The organism is Spartobacteria bacterium UBA695 (assembly GCA_002298145.1).
Taxonomy (GTDB): domain Bacteria; phylum Verrucomicrobiota; class Verrucomicrobiia; order Chthoniobacterales; family Chthoniobacteraceae; genus UBA695.
The window spans coordinates 28,283-47,956 of the sequence record DBMP01000027.1; the positions used below are offsets into that span (position 1 = coordinate 28,283).

16 protein-coding genes and 1 tRNA gene are annotated in these 19,674 nt (G+C 61.1%); 9 read left to right on the forward strand and 8 right to left on the reverse strand.

The window, feature by feature from the left end:
- Nucleotides 1–4: 4 nt before the first annotated feature.
- The 4 genes from B2828_RS15640 (at nucleotide 5) to B2828_RS15655 (ending at nucleotide 5,231) form a co-directional block, all read left to right on the forward strand.
- Entirely contained in the window at nucleotides 5–2,047 is a 2,043-nt protein-coding gene (locus B2828_RS15640) for a hybrid sensor histidine kinase/response regulator (protein ID WP_479634706.1), read from the forward strand.
- Between the two features lie 97 nt (nucleotides 2,048–2,144).
- On the forward strand, nucleotides 2,145–3,440 hold the full coding sequence (locus B2828_RS15645; protein ID WP_479634707.1) for an O-acetylhomoserine aminocarboxypropyltransferase/cysteine synthase family protein: 1,296 nt from the start codon (nucleotides 2,145–2,147) through the stop codon (nucleotides 3,438–3,440).
- A 46-nt stretch (nucleotides 3,441–3,486) separates the two neighbouring features.
- Nucleotides 3,487–4,761, forward strand: coding sequence for a homoserine O-acetyltransferase MetX (gene metX / locus B2828_RS15650; RefSeq protein WP_479634708.1), 1,275 nt, complete (start codon nucleotides 3,487–3,489; stop codon nucleotides 4,759–4,761).
- 8 nt (nucleotides 4,762–4,769) lie between these two features.
- Nucleotides 4,770–5,231, forward strand: a complete 462-nt coding sequence (locus B2828_RS15655; protein WP_479634709.1) for an NUDIX domain-containing protein — start codon at nucleotides 4,770–4,772, stop codon at nucleotides 5,229–5,231.
- Between the two features lie 6 nt (nucleotides 5,232–5,237).
- Here B2828_RS15655 and B2828_RS15660 read toward each other — a convergent pair whose 3' ends face one another.
- The gene (locus tag B2828_RS15660; protein WP_479634710.1) at nucleotides 5,238–6,089 is read right to left on the reverse strand and encodes a hypothetical protein; all 852 of its coding nucleotides are present in this window, start codon (nucleotides 6,087–6,089) and stop codon (nucleotides 5,238–5,240) included.
- A 330-nt stretch (nucleotides 6,090–6,419) separates the two neighbouring features.
- Here B2828_RS15660 and B2828_RS15665 point away from each other — a divergent pair, with 330 nt between their 5' ends.
- On the forward strand, nucleotides 6,420–6,758 hold the full coding sequence (locus tag B2828_RS15665) for a VOC family protein (RefSeq protein ID WP_479634711.1): 339 nt from the start codon (nucleotides 6,420–6,422) through the stop codon (nucleotides 6,756–6,758).
- Nucleotides 6,759–6,984: 226 nt separating this feature from the next.
- Here B2828_RS15665 and B2828_RS15670 read toward each other — a convergent pair whose 3' ends face one another.
- Both B2828_RS15670 and B2828_RS15675 read right to left on the reverse strand, forming a co-directional pair.
- Nucleotides 6,985–8,070, reverse strand: a complete 1,086-nt coding sequence (locus B2828_RS15670; RefSeq protein ID WP_479634712.1) for an N-acetylmuramoyl-L-alanine amidase family protein — start codon at nucleotides 8,068–8,070, stop codon at nucleotides 6,985–6,987.
- Between the two features lie 135 nt (nucleotides 8,071–8,205).
- Nucleotides 8,206–9,279, reverse strand: coding sequence for a pyridoxal-phosphate-dependent aminotransferase family protein (locus B2828_RS15675; protein ID WP_479634713.1), 1,074 nt, complete (start codon nucleotides 9,277–9,279; stop codon nucleotides 8,206–8,208).
- Nucleotides 9,280–9,420: 141 nt separating this feature from the next.
- Here B2828_RS15675 and B2828_RS15680 point away from each other — a divergent pair, with 141 nt between their 5' ends.
- Both B2828_RS15680 and B2828_RS15685 read left to right on the forward strand, forming a co-directional pair.
- The gene (locus tag B2828_RS15680) at nucleotides 9,421–10,143 is read left to right on the forward strand and encodes a hemerythrin domain-containing protein (protein WP_479634714.1); all 723 of its coding nucleotides are present in this window, start codon (nucleotides 9,421–9,423) and stop codon (nucleotides 10,141–10,143) included.
- A 454-nt stretch (nucleotides 10,144–10,597) separates the two neighbouring features.
- Complete coding sequence (locus B2828_RS15685) at nucleotides 10,598–11,473, forward strand: sigma-70 family RNA polymerase sigma factor (RefSeq protein WP_479634715.1); 876 nt, start codon at nucleotides 10,598–10,600, stop codon at nucleotides 11,471–11,473.
- A gap of 177 nt (nucleotides 11,474–11,650) precedes the next feature.
- Here the strand turns inward: B2828_RS15685 and B2828_RS15690 are convergent, their stop codons facing one another.
- Nucleotides 11,651–13,165 (reverse strand): TolC family protein, encoded by a 1,515-nt coding sequence (locus B2828_RS15690; RefSeq protein ID WP_479634716.1) that lies wholly within the window; start codon nucleotides 13,163–13,165, stop codon nucleotides 11,651–11,653.
- Between the two features lie 179 nt (nucleotides 13,166–13,344).
- Between B2828_RS15690 and B2828_RS15695 the strand changes: the two genes are divergently transcribed.
- Nucleotides 13,345–15,828, forward strand: coding sequence for a sodium-translocating pyrophosphatase (locus B2828_RS15695; protein ID WP_479634717.1), 2,484 nt, complete (start codon nucleotides 13,345–13,347; stop codon nucleotides 15,826–15,828).
- A gap of 586 nt (nucleotides 15,829–16,414) precedes the next feature.
- Here B2828_RS15695 and B2828_RS15700 read toward each other — a convergent pair.
- From B2828_RS15700 to B2828_RS15715, 4 genes are all read right to left on the reverse strand, one after another.
- Nucleotides 16,415–16,909: a hypothetical protein gene (locus B2828_RS15700; RefSeq protein ID WP_479634718.1), complete on the reverse strand. Its 495-nt coding sequence runs from the start codon at nucleotides 16,907–16,909 to the stop codon at nucleotides 16,415–16,417.
- Nucleotides 16,910–16,965: 56 nt separating this feature from the next.
- The gene (locus B2828_RS15705) at nucleotides 16,966–18,189 is read right to left on the reverse strand and encodes a 4-hydroxy-3-methylbut-2-enyl diphosphate reductase (protein ID WP_479634719.1); all 1,224 of its coding nucleotides are present in this window, start codon (nucleotides 18,187–18,189) and stop codon (nucleotides 16,966–16,968) included.
- 24 nt (nucleotides 18,190–18,213) lie between these two features.
- Nucleotides 18,214–18,294, reverse strand: a tRNA-Leu gene (locus B2828_RS15710).
- A 348-nt stretch (nucleotides 18,295–18,642) separates the two neighbouring features.
- Complete coding sequence (locus B2828_RS15715; RefSeq protein ID WP_479634720.1) at nucleotides 18,643–19,251, reverse strand: L,D-transpeptidase family protein; 609 nt, start codon at nucleotides 19,249–19,251, stop codon at nucleotides 18,643–18,645.
- A 159-nt stretch (nucleotides 19,252–19,410) separates the two neighbouring features.
- Between B2828_RS15715 and B2828_RS15720 the strand changes: the two genes are divergently transcribed.
- Nucleotides 19,411–19,656 carry an FmdB family zinc ribbon protein gene (locus B2828_RS15720; protein WP_479634756.1) on the forward strand — a complete coding sequence of 82 codons (246 nt, stop codon included), beginning with the start codon at nucleotides 19,411–19,413 and terminating at the stop codon, nucleotides 19,654–19,656.
- Nucleotides 19,657–19,674 lie beyond the last annotated feature (18 nt).

A 19,674-nucleotide genomic window follows, 5' to 3' on the forward strand; every position in this document is an offset into this window, starting at 1 on the left:
GGCGTTGAAGCGCGGTACCACCGTGATGGTGGCTGCTGCCTTATGCGCGGTGATCTCGGTAGGGTGGCTTTCGTATCACCTGGCCACCCATCATACCGCCCTGCTGGTGCTTCCGGCGGGCACGCTCCTGAGCGTGTTGGTGCTGGCTGCGGGCGCTTTCCGGCTCAACCGGGAGGCGGCTTCTGTCAGGACCGCGCATGAGCGGGCGACCCGGGATTTGATCGAATCGATCAGCGACGGTTTTTTTGCCCTGGACCGGGAGTGGCGCTATGTCCGCATTAACTCCGCCGCGCTCAAGATGCTCGGCAAGCGGCGCAATGAGGTGCTGGGGCAGGTGGTCTGGGAGGTGACTCCCGAAATGAAGGACCTGGCCTACGAGCGGCAGTTCCGCAAGGCGATGTGGGAGGGGATGCCGGTCCGCTTCGAGGAGGCCGACCCGAGCCCGCGCGGCGAGTGGTTCGAGATCCGCGCCTACCCGACCGCACGGGGGCTGAATGTCTTTTTCAACGACATCACCGGGCGCAAGCAGACCGAGGACCGCCTGCGGCAACTCTCCCGCGCCGTGGATCAGAGCCCGGCGGTGGTCATGATCACCGACATACGGGGGCATATTGAGTATGTGAACCCGAAATTCACCGAGATCACGGGCTACACGTTCGAGGAGGTGCGGGGGCTGAATCCGAAGATTTTGCGGGGCCCGGAGTCAATCCCCGGCCAGGGCCGGGAGCTTTGGGAGACGCTCCGCGACGGGGGCGAGTGGCGCGGCGAATTCCACAACCGGAAGAAAAACGGGGAGGTCTATTGGGAATACGCCTCGATCAGCCCCATCACCGACGACCATGGCCGGGCGACGCATTTCATCGCGATAAAGGAGGACATCACGCGGCGCAAGGCGATGGAGGCCTCGCTCCTGGAGGCAAAGAAAGAGGCCGAGGAGGCCAACCGCACCAAGGATGGCTTCCTGGCGATGCTTTCCCACGAGCTGCGCACGCCGCTGGCCCCAGTGCTGCTGATGGCGAGCGTTTCCGAGACGGATGAGGCGCTCTCGCCCGACGTGCGCGAGCAGTTCCAGATGATCCGCAACAGCATCGAGCTGGAGGCGCGCCTTATCGACGATCTGCTGGACCTGACCAAGGTGACGCGCGGCAAGCTTTCGCTCTCACTTAAGCCATTCAACGCGGACGAGCCGCTGGAAAAGACGCTGGAGATGCTGCACCAGGATTACGCGGCGAAGGCGCTGAAGCTGGACTGGGTGCGGGAGGCCGCCAGCACGATGGTCTGCGCCGATATGGCCCGGCTGCACCAGGTCTTTTGGAACCTGCTCAAGAACGCCATCAAGTTTACCCCCGCGGGCGGCGTCATTACGCTGCGCACGTTTAACCCCGACGAGGCCACCCTGGCTGTGGAAGTGCGCGATACGGGGGTGGGGATTGCGCCGGAGTATCTGGAGGAGGTCTTTCAGCCGTTCCGGCAGGGGGCGGCTACGGGCAAGCCTCAGTTTGGCGGGTTGGGGCTGGGGCTGGCCATTACCAAGGCCATTGTGGAGATGCACGGGGGAACGATCCTCGCGGCCAGTGCCGGGCAAGGGATGGGGGCCACGTTTACGGTCCGGATGCCGCTCTGCAAAGAGCCGCAGGTTGCGGCGGTGGGCGTGGCGGGCCCAGCCCAAAAGGGGGCGGCTCCGTTGCGGATTCTTCTGGTGGAGGACGATAAATCGACCCGGACGGTCCTCGCGCGGTTGTTGCGCAGGGACGGGCACCAGGTGGTCACGGCCGGGTCGTGCGCCGAGGCGCTCAATGTGCTGCGGGAGCAGCCGGAGGCCCAGCCTTTTGAGAGCCTGCTATGCGACCTCGGGCTGCCCGACGGCAGCGGGCTGGACTTGGTGGGGCCGATCAAGGAGCGTTCGCCGGGGGTTGCGGCCATTGCGATTAGCGGCTTTGGGATGGCCGAGGATTTGCGCCGCAGCCGCGAGGCGGGGTTTGATAGCCACCTGGTGAAGCCGGTGAATATCGAGGATCTGCGCTCCACGCTGGCGCATGCGGCGTAAGGGCTTGCCGTTGCTTGCCCGGGCCGCTTTTCCCAGGGCGTTGCGCAGGCATCTTTGGGCTGGCGAATTGCCCGGAACGGTTCAAAATAAGCAAACCATGGCTTCATTCCAGTTCGAAACGTTGGCGCTTCATGCCGGTCAGAAACCCGATCCCACGACGGGTTCGCGGGCGGTGCCCATTTACCAGACGACCTCGTACGTTTTCAAAGATACCGAGCAGGCGGCGAACCTGTTTGCCCTGAAGGAATTCGGGAATATTTACACGCGGTTGATGAACCCCACCAATGACGTTTTCGAGCAGCGCATCGCGGCGCTCGAAGGGGGCTCTGCCGCGCTGGCGACGGCCTCGGGCATGGCGGCTATTAGCGGGGCGCTCTTGGCCATTACGCGCTTGGGTGACGAGATCGTTTCCGCCGATAATCTCTACGGCGGCACCTATTCGCTCTTTGCCCACACCTTTCCGAAGCTCGGGCGCACGGTGAAGTTCGTTAATTCGCAGGACGTTGAGGCGTTTGCCCGGGCGATTACGCCCCGCACGCGCGCGATCTATGCGGAGACGATCGGCAACCCGAAGCTCGATGTGCCTGATTTCGAGGCGCTGGCCAAGATCGCCCACGAGGCGGGTATCCCGCTCGTCGTGGATAACACGGTGGGCGTGGGGCTGGTGCGGCCGATTGACCACGGCGCGGATATCGTGGTGATCTCGGCGACGAAGTACGTGGGCGGCCACGGGACGACCCTGGGCGGCGCGATTGTGGACAGCGGCAAGTTCGCCTGGAATAACGGGAAATTCCCGGAATTCACCGAGCCCGACGCGAGCTACCACGGCCTGATTTTCTGGGACGCGCTGGGCAATGTTCCCGGGCTGGGCAACGTGGCGTTCGTTTTTAAAGTGCGCCTGCAAATCCTGCGCGACCTCGGCGCGGCGCAGGCTCCGTTTAATTCCTGGCAGCTCATCCAGGGGCTGGAGACGCTGCCGCTGCGGATCGTTCGCCATAGCGAGAACGCGTTGGCGGTGGCGAAGTTTCTGGAAAGCCACCCGGCGGTGGCGTGGGTCAACTATCCCGGCCTGGAGAACCACCCGAGCCATGCCACGGCGGTGAAATACCTGCGCGGCGGCTTCGGCGGCCTCGTTGGCTTCGGCATCAAGGGCGGGCTGGAGGCGGGCAAGCGGCTGATCAATTCGGTGAAGCTCTTCTCGCACCTGGCTAACATCGGCGACGCCAAGAGCCTCATTATTCACCCGGCCTCGACCACCCACTCGCAGCTCACCCCCGAGGAGCAGGCAACCACCGGTGTCACTCCCGATTTCATCCGGCTCTCCATCGGCCTGGAGGCGGTGGAGGACCTGACCGCCGACCTCGACCAGGCTCTGCGGGCGGCCACGGCGTAAATCGCTGTTTTTCCCGCGAATTTCGGTTAAGCTAACCCCATTCAAAATGAAGCGTCTCAAAGACTCCATCGGCAAAGTTCAAACCCGTTTCTTCGAATTCTGTGACGGCGCGAACCCGATGCGGCTCCAATGTGGCACCGAACTGGAGCGCTTTACGCTGGCTTACGAGATGTACGGGAAGATGAACCGGGCCAAGTCGAACGTCATCCTGCTCTTCCATGCGATGACCGGCAGCCAGCACGCGGCGGGGATCAATACCGACGTGCCGGGGCTTGATGGCCGTTGGTCGGAGGAGCTTTACGAGGGCTGGTGGGACGGCTACATCGGGCCGGGCAAGGCGCTCGACACGACGAAGTATTGCGTGATTTGCGCGAACTACCTCGGCGGCTGCTACGGCTCCACGGGCCCGGCTTCCATCGACCCCGCCACGGGCAAACCCTTCGGGCCCGCTTTCCCCGTGCTGCGCATGAGCGACATGGTTGATTCCCAGGTGCGCCTGCTGGATCATCTCGGCGTTTACAAGGTGCACGCGCTGGTTGGGCCGTCGCTGGGCGGGCTGCTGGCGCTGAGCTTTGCGACGCGTTACCCGGAGCGCGCGGGGATTGTGATCCCGATCGGCAGCGGTCAGGAGACGACGATTTTGCAGCGGATCATGAATTTCGAGCAGATCACGGCCATCGAGTCGGACCCGAACTTTCGCGGCGGCGCCCATTACGAGGGGCCGCTTCCGGCGACGGGGCTGGCACTGGCGCGCCGGATCGCACACAAAACGTTCATCTCGCTGGAAGCGCTCAAGGAGCGGGCCCGCAATGTGGTGGTGAGCGATGCGCCGCCCTTTGGCTGGTATGCCATGAACAGCCCTGTGGAGTCGTACATGCTCCATCAGGGGGTGAAGTTCGTGAGCCGCTTTGACGCCAATTCATACCTGCGCATTCTCGATGCCTGGCAGTGGTTCGACCTGCTGCGGGAATCGGGTGCGAAGAACTGCGTGGAGCTTTTCGCCCGCTGCCAGGGGCAGGAGTACCTGGTCTTTAGCATCGACTCGGACGGGGCCTTCCCGCCGAGGGAGCAGGGGAAGCTGGTCAAGACGCTCAAGGCCGCGCACGTGCCGGTGATCTGGATTACGGTTCACTCGGACAAGGGGCACGACTCGTTCTTGCTCGAACCGCATCTTTTCACCCCGCATTTGACGGCGGCTCTGGCGGCGCACGATCCAGAGGCGGCTCCCCGGCCTTCGGCGCGTGCCCGGGCGAAGGCGAAAACGAAGCCGAAGGCGGTTGGTAAAACTGCGAAACGTCCAGTTCGGAGCGGCGCGCGATGATGAAGGAAATGGACAACAAGCTCCCCCGCTATCGCCCTAACGTTGCCAGTATTCTCCAGCGCACCGATGGCCGCATCCTGATTTGCGAACGCATCCACGAGCCGGGCGCATGGCAGTTCGCGCAAGGCGGTATCGACGCGGGCGAGACGCCGCGCCAAGCGCTGATTCGCGAGATGGGCGAGGAGCTTTCGCTGCGGGCGAAGGATTTTCTGATCATCTCGCAGAAGGGGCCCTACCGGTATCTCTTCGGCAAGGGGCGCAAGAAGAAGGGGTTTGACGGGCAGGAGCAGATTTATTTTCTGACGCTGATGACCTGCCTGGAAAGCCGCGTCAATGTGGCGACGGGGCATCCGGAGTTTCAGCAGACGCGCTGGATCAAACCGGCGGAGTTCGATATGTGCTGGCTGCCGGACTTCAAGCGCCAGGTCTACCGCGATGTGCTCTTCGATTTTTTCGGGGTGGAGAAGTAGGCGGAGTTATTTGCCTCCGTTGAAGACGACTCTGGGGGATGAGCCATCGCCGTAATAGGCGATCACTTTGTTGCGCGTGACGCGCCAGTTCCGGACGTACGGTTTTTCATTAGGGGTGCCGATGTCGTGATCGCTTTGGCTGCCTTTGGCGACGCGCTTCTGCCGCTTGACGTCGTAGACGACAAACGTATCCCAATGCCGGGAGTGAATGGTTCCGAGAAGATAGCGAAAGTTGATCCAGGTTAGGTTGTTTAGGCCATCATCTGCGCACGGAAACGACCAAAGGATTTTATGGGTGGCAACGTCGATGCCCTCCAGGTTTGGGTGCATGCCGTCGATGACATTGGGGGAGAGAATGGGAGCGCTGACCGCCGCGAGGATTCCTTTGCAAGGGAACGGGGTAATGGTCTCGATCTTGCCCTTTTCGTCCGGGATGGCGAATTCGGGATTGTCCCCGGGCAGGGCGAGGCAGAGTTTCCGGTCGTCGAGCGCGGTGACCCAATAGGAATCGCCTTCTACTGGCGAGAGGCCACTCCAGGGCATCATGGTAGTGAAGACGCCTGGTTTGAGGCTGTCGAAAAGCTGGGCGATATCCTTGCAAATTGGAATTTCCCGGTTTCCCTCGACCTCGTTGCAGGTGAGCTTCAGTTGCCCGTCTTTGATTTCTACGCGTTCGGGGAGGTAATAGGCGCTAAAGCGCTCGTCAATCAGCGCCACGCTTCCGGTGACGACAGGCCCGGTGCATCCTTTCACCATGTAAGCCTGTACGACTTTTACTTGATCCGAGCCTCCTTTGGGCGCGGCGAATAACGGCGAGACAAGAGCGAAGGTGAGAAGCACCGCGAGAATGGTTTTCATGGGGGGGGCTCTATTTGGGGCTGATCCGGCGGATCGTGCTGTAATGTTACTCTGTTTAAAAGCGAAATTCGTTGACGCGTACCGGGGTGTGGGAGCACAACTGTTCTCATCATGCTGACGTTTGGGACGTTTCTGCTCCTATTTTGTTTATTCTTAGGCGGCGTTTGGTGGGCTTGCGCTACGGAAGACCGGGTTCAATAGGCCCGGTTTTTTTTCATTAATTCGGCACGGATTTCCCGGCCGAGTCTTTCTGCTTTTCCCGCGCGCGGTTTGGCCGCATCTTGGGGGAGTATGGTCGCCAATATTTCCAATCCCACTTTTACCGGCGGTGTGAATGTCGCTATCAAGGTGCCGCTGCATCAGTACGACGCCACGGTGGCGTTTTACCGCGATACTTTGAATCTGCCGCTTGTGGAGGAGGAGCCGGAGGGGTGCATTTTCCAGTTCGGCCCGGTGCGGCTTTGGGTGGATAAGGCGCCGAACTTGGCCCGCTCGGATGTGTGGCTGGAGCTGGAGACTTCCGATACGATGTCGGCGGCCCGGTATTTGAAAAATCACGGGGTGCCCCGGTGTGATGAGCTGGAGAGCTTGCCGGAGGATTTTGATGGGTTTTATGTTTCCGATCCCGCCGGGGTGGTTCACTTGGTGGTGGGGGAGACGGATTACTAGATGACTCTGGGGGCTCCGGAGCCGAGTGCCCGGGATAAGCGCCCAAAGGCGGCGCTTGGCGGATTCGCTTCGCTCTCCATCGTGGGGCAAGGCGGGGGGTGGTTTTTGGGAAAGGCCCGGCGCATTTTGAGCCCGCCTTGCCAGGTGGGGTGGATGCTGGGGCTCTGCCCCAGTCCCCGGCAAGGGGCTTACCCCTTGCATCCCTTTTCGGAAACTGCGTTTCCGTTTACGGGGCGGCGGTTTTTTCTACCGGCTGGGCTTGCGAGGAGGTGATGACGACGGGCCCGGTGCTGTTGGGGTTCGCTGTGGGGATGTTGTTGGAGGCGACGGGGAGGGATTGCCGCGGCCCGACGGCGTTGCGGTAGTTCTGTACGGCTTGGAGGATGGAGGTGGCCATTTGCTGCCGATACATTGGGGTGGCGATGCGCCGGGCGTCGTTGGAGTTGCTTAAGAAACCGCCTTCGATCAATACGCCCGGGGTGGCGTTGTCCCGCAATACGACGAACCGGGCGCGCTTGATGCCCCGGTCAAACATGGAGGAGTTGTAGACCAAGGTGGCGTGTGCGGCGCAGGCCAGGGCGATGTTCTCGGCATCCCGCTGGTTGCCGGGGCACGGGATGAGGTCGGATAGGGCCGGTCCGTCGGTGGCCATGGAGGGGACGCCTCTCGGGGCCAGGGTGTAGGTTTCTACTCCGGAGGCGTCGTTGCCGCTGGAGTTGAAGTGGATGGAGATGAAGAGGGCGTTGGGGTAGCGGCTGGCGATGGTGGCGCGCTCTTCGAGGGGGACGAAGCGGTCGGTGGTGCGGGTCATGATGACGCGAAACCCGGAGTTTTTGAGGATTTCCCGGGCTCGCAGGGCGACGTCGAGGGAGTAGTTTTTCTCGCTGCCGAAGAGGGAGGTGGCGCCGTTGTCTTGGCCGCCGTGGCCGGGGTCGAGGATGACGGTGTCGACTTTTGTAAAGTTCTGGATGCGGCTGGGGCGCAGGACTGGCTCCAGGAGTTTGGTGAGGTCCATCCGCGAGATGCTCGGCCGGCCGTTGATTTCGGCGACGGGGTAGCTCAAGACGAATTTGAGGTTGTTGATGTAGAACTCGGGCGAGCCGACCTGGCCGCGCAGGCTGCGGTTGCCGGTGTTGAGGATCAGGTTGTTGCCGGTGCGCTGGATGGGGCCGAGTTGGTAGAATTGGCCGACGTTGTCGAGGGTGACGTAGTCGCGGCCGTCGCGTTTGAGCAGGGACCACTCCCCGGCTCCAAACAGCCGCGTGGCCGTCAGGAGAAGCAGGCAAATGAGGATGGGGGGAAGCCGGAACATGCCGCCCCAGAGTTTGCCCTTACCTTTGGGGGCGCGCAAGCGGGTTTTTTAGAGGGTGCTCTACGGATTTTGCGTAAAAAAAAAGAGGACGGTCGCCGAAGCGCCGTCCTCTTGAAGTTAAGCTGTTGGACTTTTTTAGCCCTTGATGCAGTCGTCCAGCCAGGTGAGGAGCTCGGAGATGGTCGCCTCGGTCTCGTCGCCCATGTTGGAGATGCGGAAGGTGGTGCCTTTGATCTTGCCGTAGCCGCAGTTGATCATGGCGCTGTAGCGCTTTTTGAGGAGCGCGTTGACGGCTTCCATGTCGAGGCCCTTGTTGTTGGAGATGCAGGTGAGGGACTTGGAGCGGTAGCCTTCTTCGGCGAAGAATTCGAAGCCGCGGGCGACGACCCAGTCGGCCACGAGCTGGTTGGTCTTGGCCTGGCGGGCGTAGCGGGCTTCAAGGCCTTCGGCGAAGATTTCCTCGACCTTGCTCTGCAACGCGTAGATCTGGCTGATGCAGGGGGTGCTGGGGGTCATGCTGCCCTCGGCGTTTTTCTTGAATTCGAGGAAGTCGAAGTAGTAGCCGCGGCCCTGGATCTGGGCGGCGCGTTCGAAGGCGCGCTCGGAGCAGGCGAAGAGGGAGAGGCCGGGAGGCAGGGCGAGGGCTTTCTGGCTGCCGGTCAGGAGGACGTCGATGCCGAGTTCGTCCATCTTGATCGGGACGACCGAGAAGGAGGAGACGGTGTCGACGATGGAGATGACGTTCGGGTATTTCCGGAGGACGGCGGCGAGCTCTTCGATGTTGCTCATGACGCCGGTGGAGGTCTCGTTGTGGATGATGGTGACGGCGTCGTATTCGCCGGTGGCCAGCTTCGCGTCGAGGGCTTTCGGGTCGACCGGCTTGCCCCATTCGGCCTGGAGGCCGTCGGCTTGCTTGCCGCAGCGGCGGGAGACGTCGAGCCACTTATCGGAGAAAGCGCCGTTCATACAGTTGAGCACTTTTTTGCCCACGACGTTGTTGATGGCCCCTTCCATGACGCCCCAGGAGGAGGAGGTTGAGAGGAACACCGGTTGCTTGGTGTAGAAGAGGGCCTGAAGCTGGGGCTGGATGGCCGCGTAGAGCTTTTTGAAGTCGCCGCTGCGGTGCCCGATCATCGGTTTGGCCATTGCTGCGAGAGTTTTTTCCGAAACTTCGATCGGACCCGGGATGAAAAGCTTGATATGAGGCATGTAGGGATTCGGTTTAAGGCAAAGAACCAGTAAACCGGAAAAAGGCGCGGGGCAGAAGGAAAAAAATTGCCGCATGGGGTCGCTCCCAGGGAAAAAACCGCTGCATCCGTGCGCCTGCGCGCCTGCGATGCCGAGGCATCTATGGATTCTGTGGGCGCTTCTCGCAGGGAATTTATCCTCAAAACGGGCCTTCTGGCGGCGCTTTCGGCGACCGTGGGGATGCCCGTGGCGGCTTGGGCGGCAGAGGAGACCCCGAAGGCCAAGGCCCCGGAGATCGAGGTGTTGCCCGCAGAGGATCTGATGCGCGAGCACGGGGTGCTGCGCCGGGTGCTGCTGATCTACGGGGAGGCGGTGCGGCGGATCGAGGCCCGGGAGGAGGTTCCCCCGGACGGGCTGACGGCGGCGGCCTGGATGATCCGCTCGTTTGTGGAGGATTACCACGAGAAGCTGGAGGAGGAGTATCTCTTTCCCCGTTTCTGCAAGGCGGAGGTGCTGACGGACTTGGTGGAGGTGCTGAGCCGCCAGCACAAGGCCGGGCGGCGGGTTACGGGGCTGGTGCTGGAGCTAGCCACGCCCGGGGCGCTCAAGGACGCTGGGAACCGGCGGCGGCTGGCCGATGCGCTGCGGATGTTTATCCGGATGTACGCTCCCCACGCGGCGCGGGAGGATACGGTGCTTTTCCCTGCGATGCACAGGCTCTGGACGCCCGGGGAGTACCGGGAGATGGGGGAGGTTTTCGAGAAGCGCGAGCGGGAGCTTTTCGGCGAAGACGGGTTTGAAAAGTGGGTCGCGCAGGTCGCGGAGATTGAGAAGCAGTTCGGGATTTACGAGCTGGCGCAGTTTACGCCGGAGATTGCGGGATAGGGGGCGGCTAGATTTGGGAAATCAGGCAAGAAATGCCGCAGGGCCCCATCTGGTGACGCGGTTTGTGGGGTTTCTAGAGTTGCCCTGCCGCCTCTGATTGACGTGACGGTTGGGGGGTGAGCCGATGGCCTTTTTTGGCCTTTGGGTACGCTTATCGACACGGTTTTGCCAAAACCCGTTGCCAAGTGCCGGTTGTGGACTATTTTCCTCTGTTGAGTGCCGACCGGAGAGGGGGCTAGGGCAATATCCGGTGATAGGTTCGCAGAAAAAGTTGATTGTTCTTCGGGGTTTCTTTTCCCTGGGGATAGGATTTTTGCCGTTTTTCTTTTGAACGGCGGGGGAGGTGTGCTGTCCAATCATTCACAGAAGACGCTTCCGGAACTGTGCGTGCGGGACGGACAATGACTGTCCGTCAGCCGTATCTCTTTAAGGAGGCTCCTGTTCCATAAACATTATGGCTGCTGAAGACACAGATTCCGGTATCAAGATTTACCTCCGGGAAATCGGTCTCATTCCGTTGCTTACTCCGGAACAGGAAATCGAACTTGCCGCCCTTATTAAGGTGGGCGACAAGGAGGCGCGCAGTCTCATGATTCGCGCGAATCTCCGGCTGGTGGTCAAAATTGCGCACGATTACGCGAACCTTGGCCTGCCGCTGCTCGATTTGATTTCCGAGGGGAATATCGGGCTGATGAAGGCGGTGGAACGCTTTGACCCGGCCAAGGGGGGTAAGCTCAGTACGTATGCGGCTTGGTGGATTAAGCAGTCGATCAAACGCGCGCTGGCTAACCAGAGTAAGACGATCCGGCTGCCGGTTCATCTGGTGGACAAAATTTCCAAGATGCGGCGGGTTTCGCTCCAGATGAGCGAGGAACTCGGGCGCGAACCGACCGACGAGGAACTGGCCGATGAGGTGGGGCTCTCGACGGCGAAGGTGTCGCATCTTAAGACGGTGGCGATTCGCCCGGCTTCGCTCGACGCTCCGGTGAGCGATGATGATTCGACGGCTTTCGGCGAGATTGTGGGGGATGAGGACGCGCTGACGCCGTTCGAGATGCTCCGCGATAAGAATCTCCACGATGAGATGGATGACTTGCTGTCGGTGCTTGATGACCGGGAAAAGAAGATCATTTTCTCCCGCTTCGGGCTCGATGGCGGTAAGCCGCGCACGTTGGAGGAGGTGGGCAAGAAGTTCGGGGTGACGCGGGAGCGCATCCGGCAGCTTCAAAATATCGCTCTCTCCAAGCTGCGCCGCGCGCTCCAGAAGAAGGAGCGGCCCGCGATCCCGGGCTATGCCGGGGTGCTGCCGGAACGCGATTCGGAGGAGTAGAATAGCTGGTTTCCCGAGGTAGGATGGGCTGCAAAAAGGCGCAAAAAGCGCAAATTTAAAGGGCTCCTCTGGAAACCGGCGGCACGTTATCCATTTTGTCTTTTTGCGCCTCTTGCGCTTTTTTGCGGCTATTCCCATCGCCGCTTTTAGGTTCAATCGGTTGACAGGCCGACCTAGCTACCGCGTGGCCCCTTTGGGGCGCGCGAGTAGCGGGTCTGGCGGCGGCAGGCAGGTAGCGGTGACGCGGTCGAATTCGGCCAGGGCGGCGTTGTAGGTGCCGCGGGCTTGCAGCTCGGTGGTTCGGGCGATGGCGAGCTGGACGGTGGAGTTGAGGACGTCGAGCTGGGTGCCGGCGCCGACGCCAAGGCGCTCGCGGGCTTCACGCAGGGCTTCGGCGGCTTGCCGGATGGTTTCCCGGCCGCCGCGGATGGTTTCCTGGGCGTTGAGGAGGTTGGACCACGCTTGCTGGACCTGGAGCTCGACCTGCTGCATGGTGTCTTCGTAGTTGACCCGGGCTTGTTCGAGCCGGGCTTTGGCTTGTTTGACGCGCCCGTAGGTCTGGAGGCCGTCGAAGATGGCCCAGCTCCCCTGGACGTTGAAGAACCAGCCGTTGACGGTTTCGCCCAGGTCGCGCGAGAGGCGGTCGTTGCGCAGGGTGTAGCCGACGTTGGCGCTGACGGTGGGCTTGTACCCGGCGCGCTGGACGGCGATGTCCTGGACTTCGATGCAGATGGAGAGCCGCTGGGCCTGGAGCAAGGGGTTGCGCTCCCGGGCGGTCCAGAGGCCTTCGGCAAGGTTGATCCGGGGACAGGGGGTGTTGAGCTGGCCGATGAGGAGGAAGGGCTCCTGGTTGGCGGCGATGCAGCGGGTTTCGTAGCCGAGGGTTTTGGCGAGCTGGAGGCCGGAGATGTGGTAGGCGTTACGGGCCTGGATCAGGTTGGGCCGGGCGTTGGCCAGGGAGACCTCGGCCTGGAGGACGTTGAACTGCGGTACGGAGCCGACGCGGTAGCGGGCTTGCTGTTCGTTCCATTCCCGGGTGAGGAGGGCGACTTGCTCTTCCTGGACGCCGATGAGCTCCCGGTTGACCATGGCGTTGTAGAACTGGGTCCGGACGTCGGCGATGACGGTTTGCACGGCGTCTTCCAGGCGCAGGCAATCGGCGTCGCGGGTGAGCTTGGCCATTTTGACGCTTGCGACGACCTGGCCCCCCGCGTAGATGAGCTGGCTGGCCTGGATGTTGACTTGCCACGATTTGTCCTGGATGAACTGCGAGGGGGTGGGGGCGACGGTGGGCGAGGGAACTGGGGTGGGCGTGGGGGTGACGCCGGGGCTGGGGGTCGGCGTGGGCATGGGGCGCGGGGTCGGCGTGGGGGTGTTGGCGATGAGCGAGGTGCCGGAGTTGGCGGCCATGGAGCCGTTGCCTTCAATAAGGCGCCGATCTTGCTGCTGGTAGACGCCGGTTAGTACGATCTGCGGCAGCATCTGGGCGCGCACTTCGATGATCTGCCCCCGGGCGCGCTCGATCTCGGCCTTGGCGGTGAGGATTTTCGGGTTCTGCTTCAGCGCGATCTGGATGGCCTCCTCCAGGGTGAGCGGCAGGGTGCCGACGCCCAGGAAGGGCTGGGCTTCGCGGGCACCGAGGAGGCTGCCTGCCGCTGCCAGGAGCAGGAGGAGGATGTGGGAGCGTTTCATCGGGGACGTTCCACCTGAATCGCACGCGCGGTTGCCCCGGGTTGGCGGCAACATCGTCCGGGTTTGCCGCAAGGGTGCCAATACTCTGTTGGAAATGAGCAAAATAGGACGAGCGCTTTGCATGCACTCCTGACAATCTCTACGCTGGCGGCGAGAACGTCGCTGCCGCCTGTCATCCTATGAAATCATCCTGTCGAAGTTTCTTCCTCCCGGCGCTATTTTCGTTAGCCGGGTTCCTGCCATCTGTAGCCCGTGCCGGTGATGCCGACCTCGCGCTGCCTTCCGCCGTCGAACGCGCCAAAATTACGTTCGATTTTCTCGGAGCGCAGCTCTCCGGTTCTGCCATTCTCAGCATCGGGCTCGTCATTGCCGTTCTCGGAGTCCTTTTCGGCCTCTATGAATGCTTGAACCTGAAAAAACTCCCTGCTCACAAGAGCATGCTGGACATTTCCTCCCTCATTTACAGCACGTGCAAAACGTATCTTTTGCAGCAGGCCAAGCTGCTCCTGGGGCTGGAACTCATTATCGGCAGCACGATGATTTACTACTTCGGCTGGCTCCAGCACCGGACGCCGCCCACGGTGGCTCTGATTATTGGCTGGTCGCTCCTCGGTATCGCGGGTTCGCTCGCGGTGGCTTGGTTCGGCATGTTCATCAATAACATTGCCAACAGCCGCATGGCTTTCGCCGCTCTCAAGGGCAAGGCGCTGGCGGTTTCCGAGATCCCGACTCAGTCGGGCATGAGCATCGGCGTGCTGCTGGTGAGCATTGAGCTTTTCATGATGCTGGCGGTGTTGCAGTTCGTGGAACCGGCGCTGGCTGGCTCCTGCTTTATCGGCTTCGCCATTGGTGAATCCCTCGGCGCTTCGGTGCTCCGGATTTGCGGCGGTATCTTTACGAAGATCGCCGACATTGGCTCGGACTTGATGAAGATTGTCTTCGGCATCAAGGAAGACGATGCCCGTAACCCTGGCGTGATCGCCGACTGCGCTGGCGACAACGCGGGCGACTCCGTTGGGCCAACCGCTGACGGTTTCGAAACCTACGGCGTGACCGGCGTGGCGCTGGTGACGTTTATCCTCCTGGCCGTTCAGGCGGAATTCCGCTGGACGTTCATCGTCTGGATCTTCGCGATGCGCATCGTGATGGTTCCCCTCTCGGTGATTGCCTGGAAGATCAATTCCTTTATTACGCGCGGCGTTTTCGCCAAGCAGAAGCCGTTTAATTTCGAGCATCCGCTGACCCTTCTGGTGTGGATCACCTCGATTCTGTGCATCGGCGTTACCTTTATCGTCAGCTACTTCATGCTGGCCAAGGATTACCCCACCATCTGGTGGCGGCTTTCCACGATCATTAGCTGCGGCACCATCGCGGCGGCGATCATCCCGGAACTGACCCGGATGTTCACCAGCACCGGCAGCGCCCACTGCCAGGAAGTCGTTAACGCGAGCAGCGAGGGCGGCGCGGGTCTGACGATCCTCTCCGGCTTGGTCGCGGGGAACTTCTCCTGCTTCTGGAAGGGCCTGACGATCACCATCCTGATGGCCGTTGCGCTCATCGTGAGCACCGGTACGGATGCCTTCCTGGCCTACATGACCTACCCGGCCGTGTTTTCCTTCGGTCTCGTGGCCTTCGGCATGCTGGGCATGGGCCCGGTGACGATCGCCGTGGATAGCTACGGACCGGTTGCCGACAACGCCCAGAGCGTTTTTGAGCTCTCGACGATCGAGCAGCTCCCTGGCATCGAGGACGAAGTGAACCGCGATTTCGGGTTCCGCCCGGACTTTGAAAACGGCAAAACGCTGTTGGAAGAAAACGACGGCTGCGGCAATACCTTCAAGGCCACGGCCAAGCCGATGCTCATCGGTACTGCCGTTGTGGGGGCCACGACGATGATCTTCTCGCTCATCCTGATGCTCCAGAGCCACTTCGGGTGGAAAGATCTCTCTTCGCTGAGCATCACTGAAGGCCGCATCATCCTGGGCCTCCTCATGGGCGGCGCGGTGGTTTTCTGGTTCGCCGGGGCTTCCCAGCAGGCCGTGACCACGGGCGCTTACCGCGCGGTGGACTACATTAAGAAGCACATGCACCTCGACGGAGCCACCAAGGCCTCGACCAAGGATAGCAATGAAGTGGTGAAAATCTGCACGCAGTACGCGCAGCAGGGGATGTTCAATATCTTCATCGTGATCTTCTCGCTGGCGCTTTCCTTCGCCTGCATTGATCCGGTGTTCTTTGTCGGCTACCTGATCTCGCTGGCGGTGTTTGGCCTCTTCATGGCTATCTACATGGCCAATGCGGGCGGCTGCTGGGATAACGCCAAGAAGATTGTGGAAGTGGAGCTCCGTGCGAAGGGGACGCCGCTGCATGACGCCACCGTGATCGGTGACATCGTGGGCGATCCTTTCAAGGACACCTCTTCGGTGGCGCTGAACCCGATCATCAAGTTCACGACGCTCTTTGGCATCCTGGCCGTGGAGATCGCGATCCAGATCACTTCGAACTCGGTTCGCTACAGCCTCGCGGGGGTCTTCCTCGCCATCGGCCTGTTCTTCGTGTGGCGTTCCTTCTACGGGATGCGCATTTCGGCGCTGAGCCCGGCTGAGCACATTCTCCAGAATGGCAAAAGCCAGGCGGTGAAGGAAAAGCCTGCCACGGTGTAATCGACCGCCTCGCTTAACCTAAAAAACGTGGAGCGCGCCTCAACCGGGGCGCGCTCTTTTTGCCTTTACATCGGTTTCATAAAGCGCTTTTTTGGCGCTAGCTGGTGAGAGCCAGCCGGGACTTAGTAACCCCGTAATACACGGCTGGCAATAGCCGAAAATCTATTGCCGTTTCCGGGCTATATTCATATGGCCGGGAGGCGACGGCATATGTCCAGGCCACCGGCTAAAAGCCGTCGCGGCTGTTGTATTACGGCTTACTAACTCCCGGCCTCCTTTCGGAATAACCCGGAGGGGGGCTCGAGTTAAAACTTAAAACAGCCCAAGGACGATGATGACGCCGTGTATTTCCGCTCGCTGGTATTACGAGGATGCCAATAAGAATTTGCAAGGCCCCGTAAGCATTGTAGCTCTCGATGTCTTTTTTATGGAGGGCTTCATTTCCCTCAGTACGCGGATTATCCGCGAAAACGGAACGGATTTTCGTCCTTACAGTTCCATTTTTACCGCTTCCAGCCCGAGGACTCTGTTTTTTTGAAAAGCGCGCCTCAACCGGGGCGCGCTCTTTTTGGGTCCGGTTTGCGGTTTATTTCTTATCCGAGACGTCCTCGCCGGTGGCGGAGGGGCCGACGGCGAGCCGGGCCTGGGCCAGGGCTTCGCGCGGGTTGTCGGTGGGCTTGAAGTCGCCGCGCAGGAGGCGCAGGGCGTCGCGCTCTTCCTCGATTTCGGCCTGGGTCCGGAAGCCGAGCCGCCGCAAGATCGGGACGGGCGGGGCCCAACCGGTGAGGGCGAAGACTAGCAGAAAGCCTCCGACTAGGGCCGACCAGGCGTAAATGCGCCGGTCGACGAAGCGGCCCAGGACGAGCCCGAGCAGGATCTGGATGGAAGCGCCTGCCTGAAGGGCCCGCTCGACGTCCCATTCGTGGTCGAGTTCCTCCAGGCGGCGGGCCAGGGTTTCCTGGTCCGTTCCGCAGAATTGTTCTACGTTCTTTTGGGTTTGATTGAAGATTTGTTCGTTGACCTTCCGGCATGTCCTTTCCGAGACCCGGCTGGTCGTTTTTGGCAATGTAAAATGCACCATGGTGTCCACCTCCTATAGAGAAGGTATCGGACGCTGGAGGCGGGAAAAGCTTCCGCCTACGCCAACAGGGTCTCGCGCGAGACGCCGTGGAGGGCGAAGACGCGGAGGATGGTTTCTTCGATCAGGTTGTTCGGGCAGGAGGCTCCGGCAGTGATGCCGATGGTGACGGGGCCGGTGGGGAGCCAGTGCTTGGTGACGATTTCCCGCCGGGTCTGGAGGTCGTAGTGGTAGATGTGCTCGCGCGAGCCTAGCCGCGCGGCGTTGCCGATGAAGAAGGTGGGCAGGACTTCCTGGCCCAGTTCGGCCAGGTGGGAGGTGTTGGAGGAGTTGTAGCCGCCGACGACTAGCAGGAGGTCCATGCGCTCGGTGAGCATTTGCGTGAGCGCGTCCTGGCGTTCCTGGGTGGCGCCGCAGATGGTGTCGAAGAAGCGGAAGTTCTCCCGGGCCAGTTCGACGCCGTCGCGGTCGGTGATGGCGGCTTTGATGCGGTTCTGTACTTCCTCGGTCTCGCCCCGGAGCATGGTGGTCTGGTTGGCTACGCCGACGCGGCGCAGGTGGAGGTCGGGGTCGAATCCGGGGGAGGTGGCGCCTTTGAAGCGGGCCAGGAAGGCGGCTTTGTCGCCTCCGTGGCGGATGTAGTCGCAGACGAAATCGGTTTCGTCCAGGGTCAGGACGACGAGGTAGTGGCCTTTGCCGCCGGAGACGGCCCGGCTGGCGGTGGCTTTGGTCTCTTCGTGCTGGGCTTTGCCGTGGATGATGGAGGTGATGTCGCCCGCGGCGTTGTGCCGGACGCGCTTCCAGACGCTCATGACGTCGCCGCAGGTGGTGTCGACGATCTGGCAGCCGCGCTCTTTGATGCGGGCCAGGGTGTCGACGTCGGTGCCAAAGGCGGGGACGATGACGACGTCGTCGGCTTCGAGGCGGCTAATGTCGGGCGGGCCGTGGTGGCCGACCATGTTGCAGATGCCCAGGGCCTGGATTTGCTCGTTGACCTCGGGGTTGTGGATGATTTCGCCCAGGATGAAGAGGCGGCGGTCTTTGAAAACTTTGGCGGCGGCGTAGGCGAGGTCGATGGCGCGCTCGACGCCGTAACAGAAGCCAAATTGCTTGGCGAGTTTGACGGTGAGCCCCCCGGCGGTAATTGAGCCGCCATTGGCCCGGAGGTGTTCGACGACTTCGCTGCGGTAGTGGGACTCTACGAGTGCCTGCACTTGGGTCATCACTTCCGGAGTTCGCAGATTGACCCTTCGAGGCGGGTTGGCAGGTGATGGCGTGGGCATCGTCGGTAGTTGATTTGGGGGGGGTGCTCACGAGAGGAGTCGAACCTCCACGGGTTGCCCCATACGGTCCTGAGCCGTACGCGTCTGCCATTCCGCCACGTGAGCATTATCCCCAAGCTTACCCCTGGAAAGGGTAAGGGTGGGTGACAATGCCCGGTTTTATTTCCAATTGCAACGGAAAAACGTGGGAGGAATGAATCAGGGACTTGAGAAACTTGAGAAATAAAGACGGATTCCCATATTCCACAGATGGGGCTCCACGCGGCATGAAAAGGGGGGATTTTATTCTCACGCAAAGGCGCAAAGGCGCAAAAAAGACAAAGGCATGAGTTTCCCCCTTTGCGCCTTTGCGTGAGCCTTCTGCCTTTTTTATAGGGCACCGGGGGAAAATAAAAAAAACCACGGGGAAGAGTTTTCCCCCGTGGTTTTTTTAAAGATGGGCGGCGGGCTCGGTTAGGGCAGGACTTTGACGGGGGTGCCGACGCTGACGTTGCGGAAGAAGGACTCGGCCATGAAGCTCGGCATGCGGATGCAGCCGTGCGAGGCGGGCATTCCGGGCAGGAAGCCTTCGTGCATGCCGATGGCGGGCATGATTTCCATGAAGAAGGGCATCTTGGCTCCGTCGTATTTCGCTCCGGGCGGTTTCGGGTCTTTCAGGGTGTCGATGTCTTTTTTGATCGGCGCACCGGTGACGGCGTCGATGTAGTCGCCGTAGCGCGAGGAGGCGTGGTCTTTGTCTTTGCGAATGATTTTGTAGCTGCCGGTGGGGGTGTTGTGGCCCTCGCGACCGGTGGAGAGGCTGGAGACGCCGACGAGTTGCGGCCCTTTGTAGAAGTAGGCGCGCTGTTCGCTCAGGCGGATGATGATGGAGGGGGGGCCGCTGATGCTGTCGCCGTCCCAGTAGGAGATGTTGTCGAAGTCGGGCCGGCCGCGGTCGGCCTGGGAGGGGATGGCTCCGTTGCTGGTGAGGTACTGTGTGCCGCGGTCAAGGCGCGGGTCGGTGCTACATCCCGTGAGGAGCCCGGCACCGGCCATGAGAAGAACGAAAAGAGAACGTCGCATAGAGAATGTAAGGGAAAATCGGACTTTTGACTTAAGCGCGGTTGGCCAAAGCCGTCAAGAACGCTCGCGCACGATTCCTTTGGGTTTTGCTTGCTTAAGGTGGGTTGGGGTTGAAGAAACGTGCGGTTTTTGGTAAAAGGTGTGGTTCTACAAAGACCTATGCCGACTTACGATTATCAGTGCGAAAAGTGCGGAAAGAAATTCGAATACTTCCAATCCATGAAAGATGAACCGCTGGCGATTTGCCCGGAAAAGGCTTGCCAGCAAAAAACTTGGGGGAAAGGTAAGGTGAAACGCTTGATCGGAAGCGGGGCCGGGATTATTTTCCACGGCACCGGCTTTTATTGCACCGATTTTAAGAACGGCACGAGTGCCGCGCCGAAGTCGCCTGCAAAAAGCTCCTAGCTTCCCCTTTTAAAAAAA

Coding starts and splice junctions, on each gene's coding strand:
- B2828_RS15645 (WP_479634707.1), top strand. CDS start 2,145: ATGGCTTCATTCCAGTTCGAAACGTTGGCGCTTCATGCCGGTCAGAAA.
- metX (WP_479634708.1), top strand. CDS start 3,487: ATGAAGCGTCTCAAAGACTCCATCGGCAAAGTTCAAACCCGTTTCTTC.
- B2828_RS15655 (WP_479634709.1), top strand. CDS start 4,770: ATGGACAACAAGCTCCCCCGCTATCGCCCTAACGTTGCCAGTATTCTC.
- B2828_RS15660 (WP_479634710.1), bottom strand. CDS start 6,089: ATGAAAACCATTCTCGCGGTGCTTCTCACCTTCGCTCTTGTCTCGCCG.
- B2828_RS15670 (WP_479634712.1), bottom strand. CDS start 8,070: ATGTTCCGGCTTCCCCCCATCCTCATTTGCCTGCTTCTCCTGACGGCC.
- B2828_RS15675 (WP_479634713.1), bottom strand. CDS start 9,279: ATGCCTCATATCAAGCTTTTCATCCCGGGTCCGATCGAAGTTTCGGAA.
- B2828_RS15680 (WP_479634714.1), top strand. CDS start 9,421: ATGGATTCTGTGGGCGCTTCTCGCAGGGAATTTATCCTCAAAACGGGC.
- B2828_RS15685 (WP_479634715.1), top strand. CDS start 10,598: ATGGCTGCTGAAGACACAGATTCCGGTATCAAGATTTACCTCCGGGAA.
- B2828_RS15690 (WP_479634716.1), bottom strand. CDS start 13,165: ATGAAACGCTCCCACATCCTCCTCCTGCTCCTGGCAGCGGCAGGCAGC.
- B2828_RS15695 (WP_479634717.1), top strand. CDS start 13,345: ATGAAATCATCCTGTCGAAGTTTCTTCCTCCCGGCGCTATTTTCGTTA.
- B2828_RS15700 (WP_479634718.1), bottom strand. CDS start 16,909: ATGGTGCATTTTACATTGCCAAAAACGACCAGCCGGGTCTCGGAAAGG.
- B2828_RS15705 (WP_479634719.1), bottom strand. CDS start 18,189: ATGCCCACGCCATCACCTGCCAACCCGCCTCGAAGGGTCAATCTGCGA.
- B2828_RS15715 (WP_479634720.1), bottom strand. CDS start 19,251: ATGCGACGTTCTCTTTTCGTTCTTCTCATGGCCGGTGCCGGGCTCCTC.
- B2828_RS15720 (WP_479634756.1), top strand. CDS start 19,411: ATGCCGACTTACGATTATCAGTGCGAAAAGTGCGGAAAGAAATTCGAA.